This is a genomic window from Cohnella sp. CFH 77786, assembly GCF_019400745.1.
Classification (GTDB): Bacteria; Bacillota; Bacilli; order Paenibacillales; family Paenibacillaceae; genus Cohnella.
In genome coordinates, this window is the sequence record NZ_WJIB01000003.1 from 14,148 (window position 1) to 39,697 (window position 25,550).

A 25,550-nucleotide genomic window follows, 5' to 3' on the forward strand; every position below is an offset into this window, starting at 1 on the left:
CCGGCAGGGTACGGGATCAGCGTGCTTTCACGGACTGTCCGTCAGGATTCGGAGGGTCAGACGAGAAATTGAAACAGCAGCGGATCCTTATTCAGTTCGACGAATCTCAGCCCTTTGCGCGTCATGCGGCCGACCAGCGGCTCGTAGTCCTCTCGGCTCTTGAGCTCGATGCCGACGAGGGCCGGGCCGTTTTCTTTGTTCAGCTTCTTCGTATATTCGAATTGCACGATATCGTCGGTCGGTCCGAGCACGTCGTCGAGGAATTCCCGCAAGGCGCCCGCGCGTTGCGGGAAGTTGATCATGAAATAATGCTTTAGCCCTTCGTAAATCAGCGAGCGCTCCTTGATTTCCTGCATACGGTCGACGTCGTTGTTGCCGCCGCTGATGACGCAGACGACGTTCTTGCCCCGCAGGCGCTCGGGATCGACTGCCGACAGCGCGGCGACCGGAAGCGCGCCTGCGGGTTCGGCCACGATGGCGTGCTCGTTGTAGAGTTCCAGGATCGTCGTGCAAGCGCGGCCCTCCGGCACGAGCAGCACCTCGTCGATCAGTTCCTTGCCGATGGCGTAGGTAAGATCGCCCACCCGTTTGACCGCGGCGCCGTCGACGAACTTCTCGATCTCGTCCAGCGTCACGACCGAGCCGGCTTCGAGCGCACGGGTCATGGAAGGCGCGCCCTCCGGCTCCACGCCGATGATATACGTCTCGGGGCTCACTTGCTTCACGTAAGAGGCAATGCCGGCGGCCAGCCCGCCTCCGCCTACCGACAAGATCAGGATGTCGATCGGCTGAACTCCGGCTTCGAGGATCTCTTTGCCGATCGTGGCGTTGCCGGCGATAATCCGCGGATGGTCGAACGGATGGACGAACGGCAGCTTTTCCCGATCGGATACCCGGACCGCTTCCGCGTAGGCGTCATCGAAGGTATCTCCCACGAGCCGGGTTTCCACGAATTCGCCGCCGAACAGCTTCACCTGGTTCACTTTCTGGCGGGGCGTGGTCGCCGGCATGTAGACGATGCCGGGAATCCCGAGCGCGTGGCAGGAAAACGCGACGCCTTGCGCATGGTTGCCGGCGCTGGCGCACACGATGCCGCGGCGGCGCTCCTCTTCGGGCAGGGAGGAGATCAGGTTGTAGGCGCCGCGGATCTTGAACGAGCGCACGACCTGGAGGTCCTCCCGTTTCAAGTAGACGTTGCAGCCGTATTTCGCGGACAAGCCCCGATTGGGCTGCAGCGGGGTCGGAACGATGACCTCCTGCAGCACGCGGTGGGCATGAAGCACGTCCGCCAGCGGCACCCGGGCCGGGGAGTCGGAAGGAAGCATGGCGATTCATCCTTTCACGTTCGGATAGAGGTCCGTAATGTGGCTAATCGTTAAGCAGGTTGAAGGTATCGCAGCGCGATGTTGAGGAGTTGCTCGATCCGTCCAGTGGGATATGGTCAAGATAGCCGGTGGAGTTGCAAGATAATTTCGAGTAATTCGACCGGAAAGGGGCCGACAGCGGCGGTCTAATTCCAATGGTTAAGGCCCTTGTGCGACGGGAGTGGTTGAAAATGTCGTGCTACTATTGCCTGGCCAACCCCCTCTTTCGAGCATCACCCCGAAAACGAAAAAACCGCCCCTATGCGAAGGGACGGATCGAATCCGCGTTACCACCCTGATTCCGCGCGCGCATCCGCCCGGATGCAACGCGAGGCACTCCTGACGCGTATAACCTTACGCGTCAGCCCGTAACGGGGGCGCCGTCCGCGCTTATTCCATCAATCAGGATGAAGAAGATTCGCCATTCATCTCTGATTGATCTCCGGTAAAAACGACATTCTCAGTCCCGGAGGGAAGACGAAGTCGTTTTTACTTGGATCCGTTTCGGCGCGGCTTCTCGGGGAGGATGCCCGCGGGGTCCGACCGCCGGCTCGCAGCATGCGCCGGCTCTCTGGGGATCGAATGGCCCGGGGCTTGTTCCCGTCGACGAATTTTTGTTATATCTTTTATACGCCGTTTGCCTTGCAAAGTCAATGAAGTTCATACCCGCGGCGAGGCCGATTGGAGGGATTCCGTGAAAAAACTGCTTGTCTCTTTGTTCGTTTTCCTCATTCTCATTACGGCTGCGGGGGCCTACGGCCTCTATTACATCCGCCCTGACCCGATGTTGTCGCTGGATTACGAGTCCGTGCCGCTCAAGGATAAAGCATTGGATATGGTAAAGCGGAGGTCGCTCGTCCTGGTGCTCTCCGAGGATGACGTGAACAACGTGCTGAAACGGTCGCTGGCCGACAATCCCCGGAGATACCCGGATGTCGAGGTGCGCGGCGCGAGGTTTGCCCTATCGGGCGACCGCCTCGTCTCCGACCTCAGCTTGATGTGGAAAGACCGCATCCCGACAAGCATGCAGGTCACCTACCGGCTGGGTTGGCAAGCTCCCAACCTGACGGCGACCGTGGAGTCGGTCAAGATCAAGGATATCCGACTGCCGGAAGACACGGTCGACAACCTGACGCTGCCGCTTGGAGAGGAGCTTCCCAAGCCGCTGAAAATCAAGAAAGTTACCTTCGGAGACGGAGAAATCCGATTCGAATTCCGGAAGCCGAGCTTGTCCGACTTGAAGGAACTGGCCGGATCGTTCTGAATCGTTCGTCCCCCTGACTGCTGAGTGAGCAGAATAAGAGTGCCGTTTAAAGCGCCGTTCCTTGACTGGTCGGCGTTTTTTCTGTCCTATTTTGCCGGTATCAGCATACGGAGCGCGTCCCGGAGAATAAATTGAGCATGGATGGGGCGGCGCGAACGGGCGGGAATCGGGCCGTCCGAGGGGGATCGCCATGACGGTTGGACGGAAGGATTTGACCGTATGGGAAGGAGACGGCGCCCGCCTAGTCGATTTGGGCGGAGAGGTGGCCTGTCTAGGGTTCCGCTCCTCCGGCGGGACCGTCGGCCCCGGCATCGCGGAAGCGATCCGCCTGACCGCGGAAGAGGTGGAGCGGAATTGGCGGGGTCTCGTATTGGCCGGAGAGGGCCGGGACTTCAGCGCCGGAACGAACCTCATGCTGGTGCTGATGGAAGCGGAGAACGGCGATTGGGACGAGGTTGACTGCCTGGTGCGCGAGATTCAAGATGCGGCCGTAGCGTTGAGGCGGCTCCGGCGGCCGGTCGTGGCCGTCCTCCATGGCTTGGCCGTCGGAGCGGGGGCGGAATTATGCTTGGCGGCGGACCGCGTTCTTTTCGATCCCGATACCCGCTTCGGCGTGACCGGGACGGAAGCGGGTCTCATACCCGCCGCGGGAGGCTGTTTGGCGGCTGCGTCGCTGGCGGCCTCGCGTGCCCGAGAGGCCGGATTGCCGGATTCTTCGATTCCGCTGGCGGCGCTGTTCGAATCGATGGCGGAAGCGGACGTCTCCCGGGATGGCGGAAGCGCCGTTCAGCTTCGCTTCGCTCGGCCAGGCGACCGAGTGCTGGAACGGGGACGCCGTCGGCTGGAAGAAGCCAAGAGGACGGTTCTCGAATTGTCGCGCTCCGGCGTTCGGCGCGCTGCGGACACTGGGCTGGTTCCGGCCGCCGGCCGGGATGCGGCGGCCGGTCTGAAGCTCGGCGCGCTCGCGAAGCGGCGGGCAGGACATTGGAACGATCACGACGCGAAGGTTGCGATCAAGCTGGCCGATGTTTTGACCGGCGGCGACGTTTGCGCCGGGACCGCGGTCAGCGAGGAATATATGCTGGATCTGGAGAGGGAAGCGTTTCTCAGTCTATGCGGCGAGCCTCAGACGCGGGCGCGAATCCGCGGGCGGTTGGAGGCCGGCAACCCTTTGAGGCAGGAAACGGGGAGGTGACGGGCGATGCGCGAAGCCGTGATCGTCTCGGCGGTACGTACGCCTGTCGGTCGGGCAGGAAACGGGATGTTCCGCGAATTGCGCGCGGAAGATCTCGGTTCCGCGGTGCTCAAGGAAACCATCCGGCGGTTGCCCGGATGGCAGTCGGACGGCCCGGACGACTGCGTCCTGGGCATTGCTGCGGCGGCCGGGGACGAGGGGCGGAATCTCGCGCGAATGTGCGCGTTGCTGGCCGGGTTTCCGGTTACCGTACCGGCCATGACCGTGAACCGTTCCTGCGCGTCCGGTCTCCAGGCCGTCGCGCTGGGGGCCGCGGCCGTGGCGGCCGGAGCCGCGGAGACGTTGATCGCGGGCGGCGTGGAAAGCATGAGCCGCCGGCTGGACCCCGTCTTCGCGAATCCGCCGCATCCGGAGCTGCTGGACCGGATGGCATCCGCTTACATAAGCCCGGGCCATACCGCCGAGCTCGCGGCCCGAAGGTACGGCGTTTCCCGCGAAGCCCAGGACCGATACGCCTCGGAGAGCCGGCGCAAAGCGGCAGAAGCCGCAGCCAGTGGCCGGTTCCGCGCGGAGATCGTGCCGTTGAACGCAGTCTGCACGAGGACGGACGGAGAAGGCCGTCCTTCCGTCTACTGGTCCGCCGCCGAGGAGGACGAATGTCCAGGCCGCGGCCCTGATCCGGATCTACTCGCCGGATTGGCCCCCGCTTACGCGGTGCACGGCACGGTTACCGAAGGCAACTCCGCTCCGCCCGGGGACGGGGCCGCGGCCCTGCTGCTGACGACCCGGGAGCGGGCCGCGCGTATGGGCGTCCGGCCTCTCGCGGCCGTCCGCGGCTATGCGGTGTCCGCGCTGCCGCCGGAAATGACGGGGCTCGGGCCCGTATACGCGGTGCCGAATGCGCTCAAGCATGCCGGTCTGCAGACCCGCGATATCTCGCTATGGGAGCTCCACGAAGCTTCTGCGGCCGAGACCGTGCCGCTCATCGACCGCCTTGAAATCGATCCTTCCTTGGTCAACGTGAACGGAGGCAGCATCGCTCTGGGCCACCCTGTGGGATGTACGGGGGCCAGGCTTACGGTTTCCTTGGTCCACGAACTTTCCCGCAGGGGCGGCGGTTTGGGCGTCGCCGCGGTCGGCGCGAGGGGCGGCATGGGGGCGGCTTGCGTTTTCGAGGTTTATGGAACGAACGGAGGAGGCGATTTCCGTGGCGGCTGACGTATACGGCGGCAGTTTCATGATCCGCGAGGCCGCTTGGGAGGATACGGCCGCACCGGAGGATTTTGCGGAAGAGCAGCTGAAGCTGGCCCGCATGGTTCGGAATTTCCGGATGGAGGAAGTGATGCCTTCGTACGACCGGTTGGACCGCCCGGATTACGGGCTCGTTCTCGGCCTGTTGCGGAAAATGGGCGATTTGGGGCTGCTGGCGGCGGAAGTGTCCGAGAAGGATGGGGGACTGGGACTCGGCCAGACGACGGGCGCGTTGATCGCAGAAACGCTGGCCCCGTCCGCCTCCTTCGCGTTGTCCGCGCTCGCCCATACCGGAATCGGCATGCTGCCGGTCGCCTATTTCGGAACGCCGGCCCAGAAAGCCGCCTGGCTCCCCGAATTGATGGCGGGGCGCCGCGCCGCCGCGTACTGCTTGACCGAGCCGGAAGCGGGTTCGGACGCCCTGGGCGTGAAAACGGCGGCAGTCCGGTCGGCTGATGGGGCAGGCTACTTGCTGAACGGGACCAAACAATACATCTCCAACGCGGGATTCGCGGATTTGTTCGTCGTATACGCGAAGGTGGACGGCCTTTCCTTCAGCGCGTTCGTGCTGGACCGGGACACCCCGGGGTTTACCGTCGGTACGGAGGAGCGAATGATGGGCCTTCGCGGGATGTCCACCTGTTCCCTGAAGCTGGAGAACGCCGAAGTGCCGTCGGACCGGCTGCTCGGCCCGCCGGGCCAAGGAAGCCGCATCGCCTTCGGTATCTTGAACGTCGGCCGGTTCAAGCTTGCAGCCGCCTGCGTCGGCATGATGAAGGAAGCGACGAGGCTGGCTGCGGCCCACGCCTCGGCCAGGAAGCAGTTCGGCAAGCCGATCGCTTCTTTTCCGCTCATCTCGGCCAAATTGGCGGAGATGAACACGCTCGCTTACGTCGCGGAAAGCATGGTCTACCGGACCGCTGGAGATCTGGAAGGCGCTCTCGAGAGAATCGGCGGAGATGAAGGAAGCAGTCCGGCAGAGGCGCTCGCGGAGTTCGCCATCGAATGCTCGATTAATAAAGTGTTCGCTTCCGAGGCGCTGGACGTTATCGTGGACCATGGGGTGCAAATCCATGGGGGAAGCGGCTACGCAGAAGGTTCCCCGATCGAGCGGATGTACCGGGATTCGCGCGTCAACCGCATTTTCGAGGGCACGAACGAAATCAACCGGCTGCGCATTCCGACGATGCTGCTGAGGCGCGCGCTGAAGGGGGAGATCCCTCTGCTGGCCCGGGCGGAGGAGGCGCAGGAGGAGCTGCTGAAGCCGCTGCCCCCGAACCGGACTTCTTCCGATCCGCTGGCTAGGGAAGCGGGAATCGCTGCCGCGCTGAAGAAGGTGTTTCTGCTCGCAGGCGGCCACGCGCTGCAGAAGTACGGGCTGCGGCTCGAGAGGGAGCAAGAGTTGGTTGCGGTGTTGGCCGATCTCATGATCGATGCGTACGCATTGGAAAGCGCGGTGCTCAGGTCCCGGAAAATCAGAGGGAGGATCGGGGCGGCAGCCTCGTCGCAAGCGGAGAGGATGACCGCGCTGTATGCGGAGGACGCGCTGGAGCGTGCGGGCCGTCGCACTCGCATGCTGCTCGCCGCGATCGACCGGGGGGAGAGTCTTCGCATGCAGCTGGCCATACTGAAGCGGCTGCTCCGCTTCGAGCCGGCGGACTCGGTCGGTTTGCGGCGTTCTGTGGCGGCGGCCGTCGTCGCGGCTGGAGGATATGCATTGTAGCTTCTGTCACGAAACCCCCCACCAGAAAATGGAACGCGACGTTGATGCCCACCCATAAATTCGCTATACTAAATGAAAGGTGAAAACGAGCCGCCTTCCTTTTTTATCGGAATCGGTAAGCGTTTACAAATTGAAAAATGTCGAGGGAAGAGCGGAAGGTTGGGGTGAAGAGTTGCCTTTACGCATAAACATAATGGTGCGGGGAAGGGGGATCCGCGAGCCGCGGGCGTCCCGGCGCCGCTTATTCCGCCCGACTCCCGCCCGATCGGCGTCCGGGTTCGCCGCCGCGCTCCTTCCGGAGCCGGACCGCGCGGCCGCAGTCGCGAAACCGCTTGCCGCGCACACGGCTGTCGGAACGTTGCCGCTGCTCGCCGCTCTCGGAGTCGGAATCGTCATCGCCGTTGCCGCCGTGATCGCCTTTCTGCAAATGACCGCCAAAGGGCGGGATCCGCGAGGGACTGCGGAATGGGACGAACCGGAGGCAGAGGAATACGCCGGCCGTTATGAGGCTGCGGACCGCCAAGCGGAAACGGAAGCGAGTCCGAAGGACGGCGAAAGTCAGCGGAAAATGAACGAGCATACGATTCCCCTCTCCCGGACTCCGGCCGAGCCGGCTGCGGAGAACGAGCCGAGGCTGTGCGGGATAGGGGGAGCGTTTGCCGGCGCGAATTTCCGAATGACCGCAAGCGGCCTGTCGATCGGGAGGGATCCCGCATTATGCCATGTCGTGTTCCCGGTAGATGTCGGCGAAGTCAGCAGAAGGCATTGCACGCTTCGGTATCAGGAGGAAGATCAGCTTTTCCTGTTGGAAGACCACGGCTCTTCGAACGGCACGTTCCTGCCGGACGGGGAGAGGCTGCAGCCGGGCAAACGCTATCCGCTGCGGTCCGGCCAACGTTTTGCCCTCTCCGGCGACACCCATTGGTTTGAGGTTCGGGCTTGACTTTTACTTTCAACCCTGTCCGATAACTGGTATAATGGGAAAGAGCAGGCACGATGATGTTCTGCCGAGAGTGGCGGAGAAATCGAAACTTGCATGGCGAACCGCGGTTGTCGGGTTCTCTGGGAACCGCCTCAGCTCCGGCGTAGCTGTTGCCGGGGGCCGGTGCGGAATCCATTCCACTGGGAGGGAATTGCATGGCCAAACGCAGCCACAACGAAGTTCAAGAAAGTTTGCGAGAACTGACGAGAATTTTCCGCCCGAAGGATCCCCGCAAGTTCGTCAAAGATTACATCCGCAAATACCGAATTACCGGTGGTTACGAAGACGAGCTCACGATGCTCGTGGAACGCGAAATGGTGAAATTGAATTCCCCGGCTTCCTGACCGGAGGATCAAGCCGACAGACTTGAAGGGCCTTAGCCCGGCAGTCTGCCGGCTTTTTTTTGATAAGATACTGTGCATCGTCAATCCGCTGAAATCGCGTCTCTCCGCCACGATTTCGTCCGTTGCACGGACAATCCGCTGAAATAGCGCCACTCCGACATGATTTCGCCCGTTGCAGCTGCAGAAGAGGTTCCCTAGCAAATATCTAATCTGGAACATCCTTCCCTATAGGGAAAGACCCCCCCGTGGATTTTCGCGTCCCGATGGTAGATAATGAGGTTCAGAGAAACTATCGATGCGGGAATGGGTGGAACGCTTGAAGACATTGTTGCAGTTGAATACCATCTTTCTCAGCATGGTCATGGAGGCCATCCCGTTCGTCCTGATCGGCGTGCTCATCTCCGGACTCATCCAAATCTTCTTGACGGAGCGGTGGATCGCGCGAGTCATGCCTCGGAACCGGTTCCTCTCTTCCTTGTTCGGGTGCGGCGTCGGGGTGCTGTTCCCCTCATGCGAATGCGGCATCGTTCCGATCACGGGGCGCCTGCTGAATAAAGGGGTGCCCTTGAACGCGGGGATCGCCTTCATGCTGACGGGTCCAGTCATCAATCCGATCGTGCTGTTCTCCACCTACATCGCCTTCGGCAATGATTGGAAGATGGTCGGGATCCGCGCGGGAATGGCGATTGCGGTCGCGTTTCTCGTTTCGATCGTGATTTCCTTCCTGTATCCGCAGCTGCCTTTCCGGTCCGGGGAGCACGTGCAGCAAGCGGCCGCAGCATCGGAGCTTAAGACGCTGCCGACGGCGGAGCCTCGGCCCCGCAAGCCGCTCATGCGGCAATTGTACGGCGTGTTGTCCCACTCCATAGAGGAATTTTTTTCGGTCGGCAAATTTTTGGTCCTCGGAGCTTTCATCGCCGCTTGCATGCAGACCTACATTCCCACGTCGTCGCTTCTTCATCTCGGGGGCAACCCGGTTACGGCTTCACTGGTCATGATCGGATTGGCGTTCGTCCTGTCTCTCTGCTCGGAAGCGGATGCGTTTATCGCGTCTTCGTTCCGCAGCACGTTCCAGGTCGGGGCGCTGTCCGCTTTCCTCGTGTACGGCCCGATGATCGACATCAAGAACACGTTGATGCTGCTCGGAACGTTCAAAGGGAAATTCGTCGCGGTGTTGATCGCCCTCGTGACTTTGCTTACGCTTGTCGGATCCTTGATCGTCGGGAGGTTGTTCGGATGAGCCGATTCATGATCCTGTTCGGATTTACTTTGATGTTCTCTTTCATCCATTTGCAAGGGAATTTGAACAAGTACATCAATATGCGGTACAGCTATTTGTCGGTGATCGCGATCGTCTTGTTCGCCGTGCTCAGCCTGGTGGAGTTTATCCGGTTCTACCGCGCGGAGAGCGAGGCGGAGAAACGCAAGGCCGAGGAGGCCGGCCTCGAGGACGGCACGAATGGCCATGATCGGGCGCACGACCGCCTTAGCGGACCTGACCACCACGATCATCACGAGCATCACGAACTTCACGATCATCACGATCATCACGATCATCTCGATCATCACGATTATCACGATCATCACGAGCATCACAAACACCACAAACACCACGATCACCACGATCACGGCGACCTTGATTTCGGACATGACCACTCGCATGAAAGCCCCTCCAGGTGGAAGCGGGGACTTAGCTACGCGATCTTGTTCGTTCCGATTTTGACCGGCGTTTTCCTTCCGGTGGCGACGTTGGACTCGAGCTTCGTCAAAGCCAAAGGCTTCTCGTTTCCCCAGATCGATATTTCCGCGGACAACCCGGGGCAGCACCAATTCTTGAGGCCGGACACGAGCGTCTACTACGGCAAAGAAGGCTATGCCGAGGTGAAGAACAAGGACTACGCCGAATTCAAGGATCTGAGCGAAGTTCATCTGACGGACGATAACTACCTCAAGGGCATGGAGGTCATCTACAACTTCCCGAGCAGCTTCATGGGGCGATCGATTTCGTTCGACGGATTCGCCTACAAAGGGGAACAGGCGGATAACAACCACTATTTCGTTTTCCGCTTCGGATTCATCCACTGCGCCGCGGACTCGGGGGTGTTCGGCATGTTGGTCGATTTCCCGAACGGTACGGTGCTGGCCAACGATCAATGGGTCCACGTGACGGGGACGTTGTCGTCGGAATTGTACCAGCCTTTCAAGCAGACGATCCCGGTGCTTCGGGTGACGGAGTGGAAGACGATACCGGCGCCCAAGGACCCTTACGTATATCGGAATTATTGATCTAACGGCTTCGCCTTCGAAGAGAAGGCTGAAGCCGTTTCGGCTTTCAGTCGACCTCACCCCCGACGGTGCAGACAGCAACAACATCGCCTTTATGCTCGGGCACGAACCCGTTTTTAGCTGTTCTTGAATATATATGGTAGAAATCAGGAGGTGAGGGGATGGGCAGTGGCGTGAAAATCCCGACGAGGACGGCCGCAGAGCTGGAGGGGATCCGCGCGGCGGCAAGAGTGGCGGCGGGTCTGCGGAAAGCGCTGAGGAGGCTCGTCGCTCCCGGCGTCACGACGATGGAGCTGAACGATTTCGCGGACCGGTACATGAGAGAGCGAGGCGCCGTTCCCGCCCAAGTCGGCTACCGCGGCTATCCTTACGCGATCTGCGCGGCGGTGAACGAGGTGATCTGCCACGGCATGCCGGACGGCCGCGCGCTTCGCGAAGGGGACCTGGTCACGCTGGACTTCGTGGTCGAGCTGGACGGCTGGCACGCGGATACCGCCTATACGTACGCGGTTGGCCGCGTCTCCGAGGAAGCGGAAAGGCTGAGGAAAGCCGCCTATGCCGCCATGATGAAGGGCATCGCGCAAGTCCGGCCGGGCAGGCGGACCGGGGATATTGCGGACGCGATCATGCGCACGGCGGCGGAAGGCGGATACGGGGTCGTGGCCGAATTCGGAGGCCATGGCATCGGCAGACGGATGCACGAGCCGCCGGAGGTTCCCTCGATCGGCAAGGCGGGGCGCGGTTCCATGCTGAAGGCGGGAATGGTGCTGACCGTCGAGCCGATGCTCACGATCGGCAGCCCCGAGATCGAGATCGCGCAAGACGGATGGACCGTAAGCGCCAAAAAAGGCGGCTGGGCCGCCCAATTCGAGCATACGGTCGCGGTTTCCGCCGAGGGACCGGTTATTTTAACCCGTCTCTAGGCTCCGGGCCGACGCCTCCGGCGGAGTCGGCCTGCGGATCGCGTTCGTACAACGGGAGCGGGATTTCCTTCCCCATCCCGAACATATAGCGGACAAGCCGGTTGAAGTCCGGAGTCAAGGGCGCAAGCGGCCTGCCGGCCCAAGATTCTTTGGCGAACTCGACGAGCTGGTTCACGAATTCCCGGTTGGCGGAGATATGCACCTCGGACACCCGGGGATGGGCCCGCCTGATTTCGTCGCCGACCGTCTGTCTCAGCTTGCTGGATAAATCGGAAACGTCTTTATGGGTAAAATAAGAATTGTACAGAGGAGCCGCGTGCCGGTTGTCCCATTGGGTGCTGCCGTTATCGACGTTATAGACGCCCTCCATCGTGCCGGAGTTGATTTGATCTCCCCGGCCTCGGCCGCCGCGAGCATCCGTGCCGGCGCCGGACCAGTCCGTCGTGATGCCCACGTACGCGTTGCGGTCGGTAAGAAACACAAGGGCCGTGTTGATGCCGGGCAGGGAGGCGATCCTGCGCGACAGCGAGGCGCTGTATTCGAAATAGCGGTTGTCGTGCTGGCGCGGATCCGCCGAGTAGGCGCCGAAGGAGCGGATCATCATCGCCTTGGGATCGTCGCGGTCCCGGCTGCCGTAGTTGTATCCGCTTTGCTTTTTATAATAATCCGTGTAGTTGCAGGCGGAGAGGCAGCCGATCAGAACGGCCGATACGGCGGTCAGCCTGCAGAGCCGGTGCCAGAACATGGGGCCATCCTCCTTCGCTCATTCGGGTGCGGTAAGACTAGGGTACGCCGGCGGGGCGATCCTATACAGGCAAAGCGGTACATAAAACTCACCACGGATGGCAAAAAGATGAGAAGGCCTGCCTATGCCGCGATGCGGGGGGAAAGCGGGCGTTCCTCCTTCCGGAGGCGGGTTCCCGATGTTCGAAAATCCTTAGAGCGGCGTGGTTTTGACAGTTTTGAGAACAATTTGTGAACTGCTTTGTGAACATTGACAAAATGACGAACGAATCTTTATATTAGTTAGAGTGTGAATGAACGTGTGCGTCGTGTCGTTCCAACATTCGTACAGGGGCGGAAGGCTTAGAGGGGCAAGGATTTCGGGCCGTCGCCAATATGCAAAATTGGGGTTGATAAGATGAATCGATGGAACGTGATGAAGCGCATTCTTCCGCTGCTCGCGGGGATGGCGCTGCTGCTGTCGGCTTGCGGCCGGGCAGATCTCTCCACCCTCGACCCGCAGGGGCCGGTGGCGCAAAAGCAGTTCGATCTGATGAAAATCTCGATCAGTATCATGACGCTCGTCGTCGTGGTCGTATTCGCGATCTGCGTGTACGTTTTGGTGCGCTTCCGCCGGCGCAAGGGAGACAAGACGATCCCCAAGCAAGTCGAAGGCAACCACAAGCTTGAGATCATCTGGACGGTCATCCCTCTCGTCCTTCTTCTGATTCTCGGCGTGCCGACGATTCAATCCGTGTTCGGAATGGCGACGGATTACTCCAAGGACAAGAACGCCATTCAGGTGAAGGTGACCTCGCATCTGTACTGGTGGGAATTCGAATACCCGCAATACGGCGTTACGACCGCGCAGGAGCTCGTCGTGCCGACCGGGAAGAAAATCTCGTTCGAGCTCGTATCCGCCGACGTGAAGCACGCGTTCTGGATTCCGTCCATCGGCGGCAAAATGGACACGAACCCGGGCTCGTCCAACCGGATGTACCTGGAGTTCCCCAAAGAAGGCGTCTACCGCGGCAAATGCGCGGAATTGTGCGGACCTTCCCATGCCTTGATGGATTTCAAAGCGAAGTCCGTCAGCCCCGAATCGTTCGACCGGTGGATCGCGGCGATGAAAGCACCGGCATCGATGCCGGCCGACCCGAAGCTCGCGGAAACGTTCCGCTCCAAATGCTTGGCTTGCCACGCGGTAGGAGACCAAGGCACGAATGGCGCGCCGAACCTGACGGGCATCGGCGGACGCCAGACGATCGCGGGCATCCTGTACAACTCGGACGTCGTCGCGGATCCTCAGCCCGAAGATAAGACGACCGTCGAGAACCTGAAAGAATGGATCACGGATCCCCAGAAGGTGAAGCCGGGCAACCAAATGCCAAGCGCCGCCGACAATCAGCTTACGCCGGAGGAAATCGACGGCATCGCGAAGTATTTGGCCGGTTACAAGCTCGACTATTAATGAAACGGTTTAAGAAGGGGGTTCGCGGCCTTGGCTACACATGCTGCTCATGCACATGCCCATGCACATACGCATACGGTCAAACGGTATAAAGGGTTGATGGATTGGCTGACCACCGTCGACCATAAGAAGATCGGCATTCTCTATTTGCTCGCGGGATTCATCTTTTTCCTGGTCGGCGGCCTGGAGGCCATCCTGATCCGGATTCAGCTGATGAAGCCCATGAACGACTTCGTCGCGGCCGATACGTTTAACGAATTGCTCACCATGCACGGTACCACGATGATCTTCCTTGCGGCAATGCCGATGCTGTTCGCGCTCATGAACGCGGTCATTCCGCTTCAGATCGGCGCGCGCGACGTCGCGTTCCCGTTCCTGAACGCCCTCGGCTTCTGGACGTTCTTCTTCGGAGGGCTGCTGCTCAACATCAGCTGGTTCACGGGCACTGTGCCGGACGCCGGCTGGACATCCTACGTGCCCCTTGCCGGACCGACCTATAACGGCACGCACGGCGTCGACTACTATGTCATCGGTCTCCAGATCGCGGGGATCGGCACGCTGCTCGGCGGCATCAACTTCATGGCCACGATCATCAACATGCGCGCCCCGGGCATGTCCTTCATGCGCATGCCGATGTTTACCTGGGCGATCTTCATCACGTCCGTCCTGATCGTCTTCGCCTTCCCGGTACTGACGGTCGGTCTGGTCGCCATCATGTTCGACCGCTTGTTCCAGGCGAACTTCTTCGAAGTCGGGGGCGGCGGCAACGGCGTTCTCTGGGAACACATCTTCTGGGTATTCGGTCACCCCGAGGTGTACATCCTGATCCTGCCGGCTTTCGGCGTCATTTCCGAAGTCGTCGCGACGTTCGCGCGCAAGCGCCTGTTCGGGTACAGCTCGATGGTATTCGCAATCGTGCTGATCGCCTTCCTGGGCTTCATGGTTTGGGCTCACCATATGTTCACGACCGGCCTGGGTCCCGTGGCCAACGCGCTGTTCTCCATCGCGACGATGTTGATCGCGGTGCCGACCGGGGTCAAGATCTTCAACTGGCTGTTCACGCTGTGGGGCGGCTCGATCAAGTTCACGACCGCCAACCTGTTCGCCGTCGGCTTCATCCCGACGTTCGTTCTGGGCGGCGTTACCGGGGTCATGCTGGCTTCCGCGCCGGCCGACTACCAATACCACGACTCCTACTTCGTCGTGGCGCACTTCCACTACGTCATCGTCGGCGGCTTGATTCTGGGGATTTTCGCGGGCCTTCACTACTGGTGGCCGAAAATGTTCGGACGCATGCTGAACGAAGGGCTGGGCAAGCTGACTTTCTGGACGTTCTTCACCGGCTTCCACCTGACGTTCTTCGTGCAGCACTTCCTCGGCCTGCTGGGCATGCCGCGCCGGGTTTGGACCTATTTGCCGAACCAAGGGTTCGAAACGATGAACCTCATCAGCTCCATCGGGGCGTTCCTGATGGGCATCGGCACGATCGTATTCGTCGTCAACGTGATTATCGCATGGGCGAAACCGCGCAACGCGGCAGCCGACGCGTGGGAAGACGGCCGTACGCTGGAGTGGTCGATCCCTTCTCCGCCGCCGGAATACAACTTCAAGCAGATTCCGCTCGTACGCGGACTCGACGCTTGGTGGAAAGAGAAGATGGACGGCAAGACGGCGATGACGCCGGCCGAGCCGCTCGGACCGATCCACATGCCGTCCCCGTCGATCCTGCCGCTCATCATGAGCATCGGTTTGTTCATCGCGGGCTTCGGTTTCATGTACCAGAACCATTGGGTAGCCGCAGGCGGCATTCTCGTGACGTTCGTGTGCATGTTCCTTCGTTCGGTGTATGACGACCACGGCTTCCATATCGACCCGGAAGAAGAGGAGGTGCAGGCATGAGCGCACATCAGCACGTAGAAGGACACCTCCCGCACGAGCCGGAGAAGGCCACGCTAGAGGGACGCAACAAGGTTCTCGGATTCTGGATTTTCCTCGGCGCCGAGGTCGTCCTGTTCGGTACGTTGTTCTCCGCGTTCATCGCGCTTCGCCACCAAGTGCTCGACGGTCCGCATCCGTCCCACCTGTTCGAGCTTCCGATGGTATTCGCGGCAACCATGATCCTGCTGACCTCCAGTCTCATGAGCGTGTTCGCCGTACAGGCGATGCACCGGAACAAGATGAAGGCGCTCATCGGCTGGCTGTTCGTTACGATCATTCTGGGGCTTGCGTTCCTGGGCCTCGAGATTTACGAGTTCAACACGTACGTGTCCGAAGGCCACAAAATGAATACGAGCGCATTCAGCTCGTCGTTCTATACGCTGGTCGGCTTCCACGGCGCGCACGTCGCGTTCGGCGTCTTGTGGATCTCCCTGCTGATCGCCCAACTGTTCAAAAAAGGGCTCACGGTCGTCACGGCTCCGAAGATCTACCTGTCGATGATCTACTGGCACTTCATCGACGTCGTCTGGGTATTCATCTTCACCGTCGTGTACTTGATGGGAAAGGTGGGATAACCGCATGGCAAGCAACCATTCCGTATCCGGAGAAGAAGCGAAGCGCCACAAGCTGGAAGGACCGCAGAAGCACATCGTGGCATTCGTGCTGTCGCTCGCGCTGACGATTATCGCGTTCGCGGCCGTTGCGGCCGGAGAAATCAACACCACGTTCACGTACATCATTTTGGTCGTCATGGCGCTTATCCAGGTATTCGTGCAGTTGGCGTTCTGGATGCACATGAAGGACCGGGGACATCTGTTTCCGATTATCTGCATCCTGTCCGGCGTATTCGTCGTGTTCGCAATGGTGATCATGGCGGTCTACTGGGTTTGGTGGTAAGGGAAAACGGTCGGAACTGAAGAGAGGCGGGCCTGTACCGCCTCTCTTTTTTAATGATTCAGAAAGTATAAAATCCGCCATACTTTTCTGAATCACCTCCGATAAAACGTCTATCCGTCCGTAAAGGGCGGCGCAGCCGTTTTACTTGATGCTCGGGGTCCCCGGACAGGGGAGGAAAGGGTGTGGCAACGTTCATGCTGGGATTGGAATATTTCTCTTTCAGCGAGATATGGAGCCCGGTATTCCTGGTCTTCATGATGGCTGTAGGAGTGTTATATACGTTCGCGGTCGGACCGTGGCGATCGCATTTCAAGAACAGCTCGTCCGTTCCGGTGAAGAGGCAGATCGCTTTCTTGACCGGCATATTGCTCCTATATCTGGCTCAGGGAGGACCGCTGAGTCTGCTCGGCCATCTCATGTTTACGTTCCATATGACGGACATGGCGATCTCCTATTTCATGGTTCCGACCTTGCTCCTGTACGGAATCCCGGACTGGCTGTGGAAATGGGCGTTCGACCGGGCATTCTGGCGTCCGTTCCGGGTGTTGATGAACCCGATCATCTGCCTGTTCTTGTTCAATCTCATGTTCTCGTTCTACCACATGCCGAACATCCACGATTGGATCATGGTCCATACGACGATCCACGGCTTTTTCTACTTCGCTCTGCTGGTCGCCGCCATGATGAACTGGTGGCACATCCAAACGCCGGTGAAAGAATGGGCGAAGATCAGTCCGCTGTGGCGGCTGGGTTACATTTTCCTGAACGGACTGCTGCTCACGCCCGCGTGCGTGCTGATCATCTTCGCGAGCGAGCCGCTGTTCGCGGTATACAGCGACCCGAACGCTTGGGCGCAAGCGATGCGCTACTGCGTATCGGGAGATCCGGCTTCGCTGCTTGCCCAGTTCAAGGGCGGCCCGGCTTTCTTCAACCTGATGTCCGCCCAAGAGGATCAGCAGCTGGGGGGCATCGTGATGAAGCTTCTGCAGGAATTCATTAATATCGGCGCCTTGTTCTTCGTGTTCATGCGATGGTACCGGCACGAGCGCGACAAGGAAGACCAGCCCGGCTTGGACGACGCCGCGGGCGCCGTCTGACAATTAGCAACAATGTGTGACGCTTTGCCCCGTTGCGTTGCCCGGGGCTCCGCGGAGAGGTACAATGAGGGGGACATGCAGAAAATCGTTTTGATTGGGCGGGTGATTCCCTAATGGATTGGTATAACGTACTGCCGGCGATCAGCACGACTTTCATCGCGCTCAGCGCGATTCTGGTGGCGGTCGGCTGGAACCTGATCATTCGGAAGAAGAGAGAGGCTCACGAGAAGGTCATGCTCGCCGCGGCCGCGGCCGCTTTGATCTTCTTCATCATCTATTTGTCGAGGACCATTTTCGTAGGCAATACGGAGTGGGGCGGGCCGGACAGCTTGAAGACGGTGTACTTGATATTCCTGCTGTTCCATATCGTTCTAGCCGCCGTTGCCGCAGTATTCGGCATCACGACGCTGACGCTCGCGTTCCGCAAGAGGTTCGCCAAGCACCGCAAATGGGGTCGCACGACCGCCGTCATCTGGTTCGTTACCGCGATTACGGGCATCACCGTTTACGTGCTGCTGTACCTGGTGTATCCGGGCGGTCACACGAAACCGGTGATCGACGCGATATTTTAAACGTTGCAGTCGGAAACGTATCGTTAACGGCAAAGCCAGCCCGCTGGTGTAACAAAAGGGGCTGGCTTTCGTCTCACTGATACCTGTTTGAGCAAGCGAATGTAACAATAGCGTTGTACGAAACCCTTATTATCCTAACTTAGCAGGATAACAGCTTCTTGTACAGCTTCACCGCGCCGAGGTGCATCCCCTCGTGGTACAGGTTAAAGCTGAGAAACTCCTCCGGCGTGGATAGGCGCATGCCCAAGGATGTCGTATACGGCTGCGGGACTTCATCCCGCAAGCGATGCCCGACTGCTTCCCGTACGCGCGCGAGCTGGCCTGCGAGCAGCGCCTCCAGCTCGGGCAGCGTCGGCACGCGAACGGAATCGGGCCAACCGAGCGGTGACGTGCCGAACTCGAACAGCTCTTGGAAGCCTTCAGGGACATGAAGCGGAAGCTCGAGATATTTGAAGATGTACCGCTCCAGCACCACGTAGACGTGGCCCAGATTCCAGCGGATCGAATTGCGGAAACCGTCCGGGATCTTGTCCGCCATTTCCTCCGTAACGCCTTCCATCGCTTTGAGCGTTTGTTTTCTGACGAATTCCGCTTGGTCGAACAAATAGAGATCTCCCATTGCCGTATGCCTCCATTCAAGGATAATGGAACATTATAGCATACAGACGTTGCAAGATTGCAATTGCGGATCATGGATGACGAATCAAAAAGCGAGGTCGCGAAGATGAGGTCCATAGACCAGGTTAAACGAATGATCATTCAACTCAAACAGGTAGAAGATCGATTAGATCCCGCTCTGCATAAAGAAGAATGGGTAGAAATTCGGAGCAAAATCGAAATTTTGGAATGGGTGTTGGATGTCCCCGACGGGAAGTATCACGCCTAATATCGTCCTGCAACTAACAACGAAAAGCTTGTCGTCACGGTAACGACAAGCTTTTGTGCGTGTGCGTATTTCCCACGTGCGAGTGAAAAAATCGGGCGGCTCCAAAACGTTCAAGGCGTTCGCCCGGATGAGCCTGTATGAAGGAGACATCCTGACGACCGGTGTTTCTCAAACGTACACGTTTAGGTGCCCTCGGAGCTAACGATATTAATGCGAGTAATGCTCGATGATTCCGGCCAGTTTGCCGGCCACCGCATTCGGTCCCGCCGCCAGCTCGGCGGCGGACAGCCGGACGCGGACGAAGGACTCGTCCATGTCGAGCGCTTCCGCGAACAAGCTGGACAATCCCCGCGCCCTGCGGTCGATTTGGACGAGCAGCTCGATCCCGTTTGCGTCCTGCCTCACGAACGCGATTTCGATCTCGTCGAGACGGCCGCGGAACCTTCCGGCGGGAACGTACTCGAATTCCTGGAGGAACGGGAGCCGTCCTCCAAGTCTCGTATATTCGCATTCCGCGTTGCGGAAGCGGAATCCGGCGAGCTCGGCTGCTTGGAGCACCGTGTTCATACCCGGGGTAGGCCTCACTTCGATGCGGTCGTTATCGTTCGGATCCAGCGCGCCGCGAATGTCGAGCTCCGTCCCGATCCATACCGGCGTCTTGCCGACCGTGATCGGCGTATCCGCCGGCAGCGGGAACGCGAAGGGGACTTCGCGCGACTCGCCCGCTTGCAGCGTGAAGGGAGAACTGATCTCATAACGCGCGATTTCGGCGTTCTCGTAATACTTGTTGTCGCCGCTTTCTCTCAGGTACTGGGTCATGACCGAGAGGGAGATCGTCTCGATCCGCTGTTCGACGTTGCCGCCTTTCAGCCTGACCTCTCCCCGCACCTCGTCACCGGGCGAGTAGACCGCCCGCTCGAGTAGCGTATCGAGCTTCGCCGACCCGATGCCGATGCTTGCCAGAAACTTGCCCAACACATGAATCCCTCCATCGCCTAGAAATATCGCAATCCTAGAATTACTACGATATTCCAGGCGAATGGATTCAAGGGAAAACGGAGTTCCGAACCGGAATCCGGCTAACGGTCGGAAGCGCTGCCTTAGAACTCGTTCCGTCCGAGCCCGGCATCCCTCGCCAGCAGAATCGCTTGGGAGCGGTCCGTCACTTGCAGCTTGTTGAGCAGGTTCGATACGTTGTTGCGGACGGTCTTGAGCGAGAGGTCAAGCTTGCGCGCGATTTCTTCGTTGGACAGGCCGTCGGCGATCAGCTCCAAAATCTCCTGCTCACGCTCGGTCAGCTTCGGAAAGAGGTCGCCGACGTGCGGCTTGCGTGTCATGGCCTTGAAGTAATACATCATCCTGCGCGCGATGGCGGGGCTGAAAATGGCTTCGCCGGCGTGGGCGGCGGAGATCGCCCGCAGGATGTCCTCCCTGTCCGACCCTTTGAGCAGGTAGCCTCTCGCGCCTGCTTTCATGGCGGAAAAGACCGAAGCGTCATCGTCGAACATCGTGAGAATGAGAATATGGATGTGCGGATTGTCGAGCACGATCTCGCGCGTGGCGGTTATGCCGTTCATCTCTTGCATGCCTACGTCCATCAGGATGACGTCGGGCTGCAGCGCCTCGGCCATCGCTACCGCTTCTTTGCCGCTGCCCGCCTCGCCGATCACCTCGATATCCTTCTGCAGCCGCAGGATGGACACGAGCCCTTCCCGAAACAGCGGATGGTCATCCGCGAGCAGGATACGCAGCGGTTCCTTGTCCATGTCTATCTTCCTCCTCCCGTAATGGATCGGCCGCCGGAATACGCACGTCGATTTCGGTGCCTTCGCCGGAGACGGAGCGCAGCACGCAGATGCCGCCCAACTCTTCCGCGCGCTCCTTCATCGACCGGATTCCGATGCCCGGCTTCAGGTTCGCCGGCAGGCCGGACCCGTCGTCCCGAATCGAAACCAGAACCGCGCCGTCCCCGCACTCGAGCCGGATGCGGCAGTGTTCGGCGCCCGAATGGCGCAAAGCGTTGGTCAGCGCCTCCTGCACGATCCGGTATACGGCGGCTTCCACCGCGGGATGGAATTCGAGCTCCCGTTCCGGCAGCTCGAGGCTCACCCGGATCGACTGGTCGCTCAATTGACCCGCCAACTCCTCGAGCGCGAAGGCCAGGCCGAATTCGTCCAGCGAAGGCGGACGCAGCGCGTACACGAGCCTCCGGATATCGGCGATGCTCGATTTCATTTGGCTGCGGACCGCTTCCAGCGCTTGTTTCGACAACGCGGGATGGCTTTCGTGCAACTGAAGCGCTTCTTCGGTCCGCAGCATCATGCCCGCGATGACGGAGCCGAGCCCGTCATGAAGGTCGTTGCGCAGCCTTCGCCGCTCCTCCTCGCGGGCGATGACGAGCCGCTCCCTGGAGCGGGCCAGCTCGTCGGTTAGGCGGACGGCCTGCACGGCGATGCTCACTTGGCGGACGAGGTCGTCGAACAGCTCGTGCTTGCTCGGCGGCAGCATATCGCCCAGATTCCGGATGCCGAGCGTGAGCCTCCCGATTTGCTCGCCTTGTACGGTAAGCGGAATAAGGCTTACCTCGCCGGTCGGCCGTCCGTACTCGGCAAGCCGACGGGGGCCGTTTCCGCTTTCGATGTCGATCGAGGCGTAAGGCAGCCGGAACGCGTGCGCCACCGTCTCCACGACCGTATTCAGCAAAGAGCGGCGGGTAAGCGCGCTTTCCAATTTCCCGGACAGGTCCGCCAGAATCCGGTACGGATTGTCCCGTTCGCCGTATACGAGCAGATTCACCGAACGCTGCACCCGTTCCCGAAGCGGATGGAAAAGAACGGCGACGAGACCGATCGCAACGAGCGAGACGAGAGTGCTGCCCCGCACCTGCAGGATCAAGCCGACGGCGCCTACGACGAGAGCGTATGCCAGGACGCCCATGACGCTCAGGACGAAGTACACCAGCGTCCGGTTAAACGCGGCGGACATTCGGCGAACCCGGGCTTCCAGCACCATGACTCCGATCGAGAAAGGAAGGAACAGCAGGCCCGCATACAGCAAGATTTGGTTCGCGGCGCGCAGCAGCCCATGCCGGTCATGGACGAGCAGGTCGAGGTAGGTGGCTCCGACGAAAGCGGCCATCCCGAGGAGGAACCAGCGGATCTGCCGCTTCTGCTCCGGCGTTGCGCCTGCGTAGCGGGAGATTTGCTGCAACACGATCAGCAGATGGATCGCGAGCGAGAAGCCTTCCTTCAAAATCGGCGGCCAGTTCATGAAGCTCAGGACCGGATGGGCAGGAAACAGCGCGCTTCCGATCGTCAGCGCGACGATCGACCATGCGGGGACGGCCGTCCATCCCGGAGAGAATCGGCCTTCCGGCAGCAGGAAGAGGAAGAACGGATAGAACAGGCCTACCGTTACGTTGGCCATCAGAAGAAGGCCTAACACTCCCGCGTCCTGGCCGAACAGCGTTTCGTCCGTGCTGAACATCGTTCCGGTCGCGATGAGCATCATGGACGCCAGCACGCAGTGGACGTCTTTCCCTCCATACCGGTATAACAGCAGGCCGACCGCCCACGAAGACACGTTCTGCAGGAGGAGCAGGATTACGGTCATGCCCCCGTACAGCTCGGGGCCGATGCCTGCTTGCGCGAGTTGTCCGAGCTGAGCCTCCGTCATTTGGAAAAAACTCGCGCAGGCCCCATCCGGACAAGGTCTCTCATAGATTCCGATTCCGTTCCAGTGGCTGTATAGCGAGACGGCTGCGGACGCGGCGAAGGCCGCCCACCAGACGAGGTGGACCGCGGCCAGAATCGGCTTGCGAAGGAAGCCGGCGGCATAGGATGGCAAATCAGGTCACTTCCCCGGGGCGCGTTTTGCACCCAGTATAACATGGACGTGAACCCGCGGAGAGAAGTGTTTTCGACATTCCCGAGCAGGTTCCCGCGGACTCGGGAACGCTTCCCTTGCGGAGGGAACCTGGCCATTCTACGATGGAAAGCATCAAACGTTCAGAGGAGTGACGGAGTTATGATTACCGTGAAGCAATCGTTGTTCCGAATCTGCGGCTGGATGCTGATCCTGGCCGGGATCACCAACTGCGTGCTCCAGATCGTCCACTTGGAGGATACGCCCGCCCGCGTGGCCGATCTGCCCCATTTTCTGAGCCTTGCCGTCGGCGTGCATGCGGTGATGCTGGTGGCGACCCCTATCATGATGATCGGCCTGGCAGGATTGTTCGTGAGACAGGCGGAAGCCATCAAGTGGTGGGGATGGATCAGTCTGCTCACGATGACTTACTATTTCACCTTCGAGCTGATCCACGCGATTCTCCAAGTCTATCAGTATCCCGTACTGTACGACGGCATTCAAACGGAGGAGCAACTGAAGGCGGCGAACGAGATCGCGAAGAAGACGCTGTTCCACGACGGGTTCCCTTCCCAAATGGAGATGGTCGCGATGCCGGCCGTGCTGATCGGCTTCATCCTGATGACGATCGCGCTATACCGAGCACGCGTCTATTCCAAATGGCTGGCGCTGTCGATCGTTCTGCTGCCGGCCACGTTCTTCCTGCCGTGGGAAAGCTTCGGCAAGTACGTGTACCCGGTCTGCTTCCTTGCTTATGCCGCCTACGGGGCGTGTATGGTATTCGAAAGACGGCAGACGAAGGGGGTCGCCGCAACTGAGGCATCAGCATCCGCGTGAAGTCCAATCCATTAGGGGATAAAAAACAGACCCGATCCGGATCCGATGCCGGAGCGGGTCCGATCTGCCGCCAATCGCAACTTCACTCTTCATGCACAAGTCCGGCTTCCCGCGCCAGGAGGATGGCCTGCCCCCTGTCCGCAACCTGAAGCTTGTTCAATATATTGGTTACGTTATTCTGGATCGTTTTATGGGACAGTCCCAGCTTTTGCGCGATATAGGCGTTATCCTTGCCTTTCGCGATCCAGGCCAGCACGCTTCGTTCCCTCTCCGTCAGCTGCGGAAACAGCATCGCCGCCGGTTTTCGGGCAAGCGTATCGAAATCGTAAATCATTCGCCTCGCGATCGGAGCGCTGAAGATGGCATCTCCTCCCGTGACGGTACGAATCGCCCGTATGATCTCCGTTTTTCCCGCCCCTTTCAGCATGTAGCCGCGGGCTCCGGCACGCATCGCGGAGAATACCGAAGCATCGTCGTCAAACATGGTCAACATCAGAAAGCCGATGCTCGGACAGTTCTTCGTAATTTCCCTCGTCGCTTCGATTCCGTTCTTGCCGGGCATATGGACATCCATCAATAGGATATCGGGCTGCAGGAGCTCGGCCGCCTCGATCGTATCCTCGCCGTTCTCCATTTCCCCCACCACCTCGAAATCCGGTTCGGACAACAGAATCGAGAGCAGTCCTTCCCGAAAGATCGGATGGTCATCGGCCACCAAAATCCTGATTTTTTCGTCTTCACCTGTTTCCATCCGAAAGCTCTCCTCTCTCTATGGGCAAAGTGACGGCTACAGCCGTTCCTCGAGGATCCCCGCGCACGATTCGAAAAGTACCCCCGAGCTCCTCCGCGCGCTCTCTCATCGAACGAATACCCACGCCGGGTTTCCACGATTGCGGCAAACCGCCGCCGTCATCGGCCACTTTGAGATACAAGTTGCCTTTGTTGATCTCAAGCTGAATGCGGCAGCTTTCCGACCGTGCATGGCGGATCGCGTTGGTCAACGCTTCCTGAACAATCCGGTATACGGCGGATTCCACGGCCGCGGGCAGCGAGGGTATGGCGGCATTGTGGCGTTCGAGAAGCCGAAGACCGAATTGAAATCACAATTGGCGATGTGACAAAAACGATGACAGTCCGTAACTATTCGATCCGGCGGCTCCGATTTTATGATGGTTGGGAAGCCGAGAAGAGGAGGATGCGGAATGGGAAAACCGGGCGGTCGGAGAGGTCTCGTGACGGGCGCGCTGTTTTTCAGCCTGACGATGAACGTGGTCGGAGCCGGCAATTTGACGGAAGTGAAGGCGTACCTCAATACGGGGATCAAGGTGATGCTGTACGGCAAACGGTTCGAACCCGTGGAGCCGGGCAGCGGCACGAAGCTCGTGCCGATCACCTACAGAGGTTCGACTTATTTGCCGATGCGGGCGGTTGCCGAAGCCGCCGGGATGAAGGTGACCTGGGACGCGAACACGCAGACCGCGTATTTGGGGGAAGCCGAAGGGGACATCGCCGCGGAAATCAACTACATCAAAGCCTCTCCGGAGTTCACCTACAACGGAGACAAGACGTACCGGCTCGCATCGAGGACGCCGGATGAGCTCAAGACCGCGGCCGGCACCGTTTTCGATTTCGGCTACGTAACCGGCGGGTACCGTTCCGTCAACCTTCAGGTCAACGCGAATTTCGAATGCGACAAATTCAAAGCGAAATTCTACGCGGCCGACTCGCTTTCGGACGAGGACCTGACGATCAAGATCACGGACGAGAACCAAGTGGTCGTGAAAGAGCAGAAAGTGAAGGACGGAAGCGTCACCGAGCTCGAACTGGGCGTGAAGGACGCGAAAACGTTGTACGTTTACGTTCAAGGGGACCAGAGCATCCTGGGCGAACCGATGCTGGGGAAGTAATCTCGGTTTTCAACGCGCGCCTTGCC

At 59.7% G+C, this 25,550-nt stretch carries 25 protein-coding genes; 17 read left to right on the forward strand and 8 right to left on the reverse strand.

Annotated elements, in window-relative coordinates:
• Positions 1–56: 56 nt before the first annotated feature.
• Positions 57–1,325 (reverse strand): threonine ammonia-lyase IlvA, encoded by a 1,269-nt coding sequence (gene ilvA / locus GE107_RS05280; RefSeq protein WP_219638574.1) that lies wholly within the window; start codon positions 1,323–1,325, stop codon positions 57–59.
• A 733-nt stretch (positions 1,326–2,058) separates the two neighbouring features.
• Here ilvA and GE107_RS05285 point away from each other — a divergent pair.
• The 9 genes from GE107_RS05285 to map all read left to right on the forward strand — a co-directional run bounded on the left by GE107_RS05285 (position 2,059) and on the right by map (position 11,332).
• Complete coding sequence (locus GE107_RS05285; protein WP_219638576.1) at positions 2,059–2,628, forward strand: hypothetical protein; 570 nt, start codon at positions 2,059–2,061, stop codon at positions 2,626–2,628.
• A gap of 190 nt (positions 2,629–2,818) precedes the next feature.
• Positions 2,819–3,823: an enoyl-CoA hydratase/isomerase family protein gene (locus GE107_RS05290; protein WP_219638578.1), complete on the forward strand. Its 1,005-nt coding sequence runs from the start codon at positions 2,819–2,821 to the stop codon at positions 3,821–3,823.
• 6 nt (positions 3,824–3,829) lie between these two features.
• Positions 3,830–5,041 (forward strand): thiolase family protein, encoded by a 1,212-nt coding sequence (locus GE107_RS05295; RefSeq protein ID WP_219638580.1) that lies wholly within the window; start codon positions 3,830–3,832, stop codon positions 5,039–5,041.
• Positions 5,031–6,797, forward strand: a complete 1,767-nt coding sequence (locus GE107_RS05300; protein ID WP_370636264.1) for an acyl-CoA dehydrogenase family protein — start codon at positions 5,031–5,033, stop codon at positions 6,795–6,797. The genes GE107_RS05295 and GE107_RS05300 overlap by 11 nt, the downstream gene beginning before the upstream one ends.
• Positions 6,798–6,969: 172 nt before the next feature.
• Positions 6,970–7,740: an FHA domain-containing protein gene (locus GE107_RS05305; protein WP_219638584.1), complete on the forward strand. Its 771-nt coding sequence runs from the start codon at positions 6,970–6,972 to the stop codon at positions 7,738–7,740.
• Between the two features lie 194 nt (positions 7,741–7,934).
• Complete coding sequence (locus tag GE107_RS05310; RefSeq protein ID WP_123043867.1) at positions 7,935–8,123, forward strand: hypothetical protein; 189 nt, start codon at positions 7,935–7,937, stop codon at positions 8,121–8,123.
• A 355-nt stretch (positions 8,124–8,478) separates the two neighbouring features.
• On the forward strand, positions 8,479–9,363 hold the full coding sequence (locus GE107_RS05315; protein ID WP_370636292.1) for a permease: 885 nt from the start codon (positions 8,479–8,481) through the stop codon (positions 9,361–9,363).
• On the forward strand, positions 9,360–10,409 hold the full coding sequence (locus GE107_RS05320) for a TIGR03943 family putative permease subunit (RefSeq protein ID WP_219638588.1): 1,050 nt from the start codon (positions 9,360–9,362) through the stop codon (positions 10,407–10,409). The genes GE107_RS05315 and GE107_RS05320 overlap by 4 nt, the downstream gene beginning before the upstream one ends.
• Before the next feature lie 161 nt (positions 10,410–10,570).
• Entirely contained in the window at positions 10,571–11,332 is a 762-nt protein-coding gene (gene map / locus GE107_RS05325) for a type I methionyl aminopeptidase (RefSeq protein WP_219638590.1), read from the forward strand.
• On the opposite strand, the gene GE107_RS05330 is transcribed toward map, so the two are convergent.
• Positions 11,313–12,077 (reverse strand): hypothetical protein, encoded by a 765-nt coding sequence (locus tag GE107_RS05330; RefSeq protein ID WP_219638592.1) that lies wholly within the window; start codon positions 12,075–12,077, stop codon positions 11,313–11,315. The two genes, map and GE107_RS05330, sit on opposite strands and share 20 nt — an antisense overlap.
• A 396-nt stretch (positions 12,078–12,473) precedes the next feature.
• On the opposite strand from GE107_RS05330, the gene coxB reads away from it, so the two are divergent.
• The 6 genes from coxB (at position 12,474) to GE107_RS05360 (ending at position 18,030) form a co-directional block, all read left to right on the forward strand.
• The gene (coxB, locus tag GE107_RS05335; protein WP_255570240.1) at positions 12,474–13,526 is read left to right on the forward strand and encodes a cytochrome c oxidase subunit II; all 1,053 of its coding nucleotides are present in this window, start codon (positions 12,474–12,476) and stop codon (positions 13,524–13,526) included.
• Positions 13,527–13,625: 99 nt separating this feature from the next.
• Positions 13,626–15,425, forward strand: a complete 1,800-nt coding sequence (gene ctaD / locus GE107_RS05340) for a cytochrome c oxidase subunit I (protein ID WP_219638959.1) — start codon at positions 13,626–13,628, stop codon at positions 15,423–15,425.
• The gene (locus GE107_RS05345; RefSeq protein ID WP_219638594.1) at positions 15,422–16,039 is read left to right on the forward strand and encodes a cytochrome (ubi)quinol oxidase subunit III; all 618 of its coding nucleotides are present in this window, start codon (positions 15,422–15,424) and stop codon (positions 16,037–16,039) included. Before ctaD ends, GE107_RS05345 begins: the two co-directional genes overlap by 4 nt.
• A 4-nt stretch (positions 16,040–16,043) precedes the next feature.
• Positions 16,044–16,361 (forward strand): cytochrome C oxidase subunit IV family protein, encoded by a 318-nt coding sequence (locus GE107_RS05350; RefSeq protein WP_219638596.1) that lies wholly within the window; start codon positions 16,044–16,046, stop codon positions 16,359–16,361.
• Positions 16,362–16,543: 182 nt separating this feature from the next.
• Positions 16,544–17,458 (forward strand): cytochrome c oxidase assembly factor CtaG, encoded by a 915-nt coding sequence (ctaG, locus tag GE107_RS05355; protein ID WP_370636266.1) that lies wholly within the window; start codon positions 16,544–16,546, stop codon positions 17,456–17,458.
• A gap of 113 nt (positions 17,459–17,571) precedes the next feature.
• Positions 17,572–18,030 carry a DUF420 domain-containing protein gene (locus GE107_RS05360; RefSeq protein ID WP_219638598.1) on the forward strand — a complete coding sequence of 153 codons (459 nt, stop codon included), beginning with the start codon at positions 17,572–17,574 and terminating at the stop codon, positions 18,028–18,030.
• A 139-nt stretch (positions 18,031–18,169) separates the two neighbouring features.
• Here the strand turns inward: GE107_RS05360 and GE107_RS05365 are convergent, their stop codons facing one another.
• The 4 genes from GE107_RS05365 to GE107_RS05380 all read right to left on the reverse strand — a co-directional run bounded on the left by GE107_RS05365 (position 18,170) and on the right by GE107_RS05380 (position 22,762).
• Entirely contained in the window at positions 18,170–18,649 is a 480-nt protein-coding gene (locus GE107_RS05365) for a DinB family protein (RefSeq protein WP_219638600.1), read from the reverse strand.
• 474 nt (positions 18,650–19,123) lie between these two features.
• Positions 19,124–19,894 carry a sporulation protein gene (locus GE107_RS05370; protein WP_370636267.1) on the reverse strand — a complete coding sequence of 257 codons (771 nt, stop codon included), beginning with the start codon at positions 19,892–19,894 and terminating at the stop codon, positions 19,124–19,126.
• 122 nt (positions 19,895–20,016) lie between these two features.
• Positions 20,017–20,682: a response regulator gene (locus tag GE107_RS05375; protein WP_219638601.1), complete on the reverse strand. Its 666-nt coding sequence runs from the start codon at positions 20,680–20,682 to the stop codon at positions 20,017–20,019.
• The gene (locus tag GE107_RS05380; RefSeq protein ID WP_219638603.1) at positions 20,645–22,762 is read right to left on the reverse strand and encodes a sensor histidine kinase; all 2,118 of its coding nucleotides are present in this window, start codon (positions 22,760–22,762) and stop codon (positions 20,645–20,647) included. Before GE107_RS05380 ends, GE107_RS05375 begins: the two co-directional genes overlap by 38 nt.
• Positions 22,763–22,942: 180 nt before the next feature.
• Here GE107_RS05380 and GE107_RS05385 point away from each other — a divergent pair, with 180 nt between their 5' ends.
• Complete coding sequence (locus GE107_RS05385) at positions 22,943–23,617, forward strand: hypothetical protein (RefSeq protein ID WP_219638606.1); 675 nt, start codon at positions 22,943–22,945, stop codon at positions 23,615–23,617.
• An 82-nt stretch (positions 23,618–23,699) separates the two neighbouring features.
• Here GE107_RS05385 and GE107_RS05390 read toward each other — a convergent pair whose 3' ends face one another.
• Positions 23,700–24,368, reverse strand: a complete 669-nt coding sequence (locus tag GE107_RS05390) for a response regulator transcription factor (RefSeq protein WP_219638608.1) — start codon at positions 24,366–24,368, stop codon at positions 23,700–23,702.
• Complete coding sequence (locus GE107_RS27030) at positions 24,355–24,654, reverse strand: ATP-binding protein (RefSeq protein ID WP_219638610.1); 300 nt, start codon at positions 24,652–24,654, stop codon at positions 24,355–24,357. The genes GE107_RS05390 and GE107_RS27030 overlap by 14 nt, the downstream gene beginning before the upstream one ends.
• Positions 24,655–24,819: 165 nt before the next feature.
• On the opposite strand from GE107_RS27030, the gene GE107_RS05400 reads away from it, so the two are divergent.
• Positions 24,820–25,524, forward strand: a complete 705-nt coding sequence (locus tag GE107_RS05400) for a stalk domain-containing protein (protein WP_219638612.1) — start codon at positions 24,820–24,822, stop codon at positions 25,522–25,524.
• Positions 25,525–25,550 lie beyond the last annotated feature (26 nt).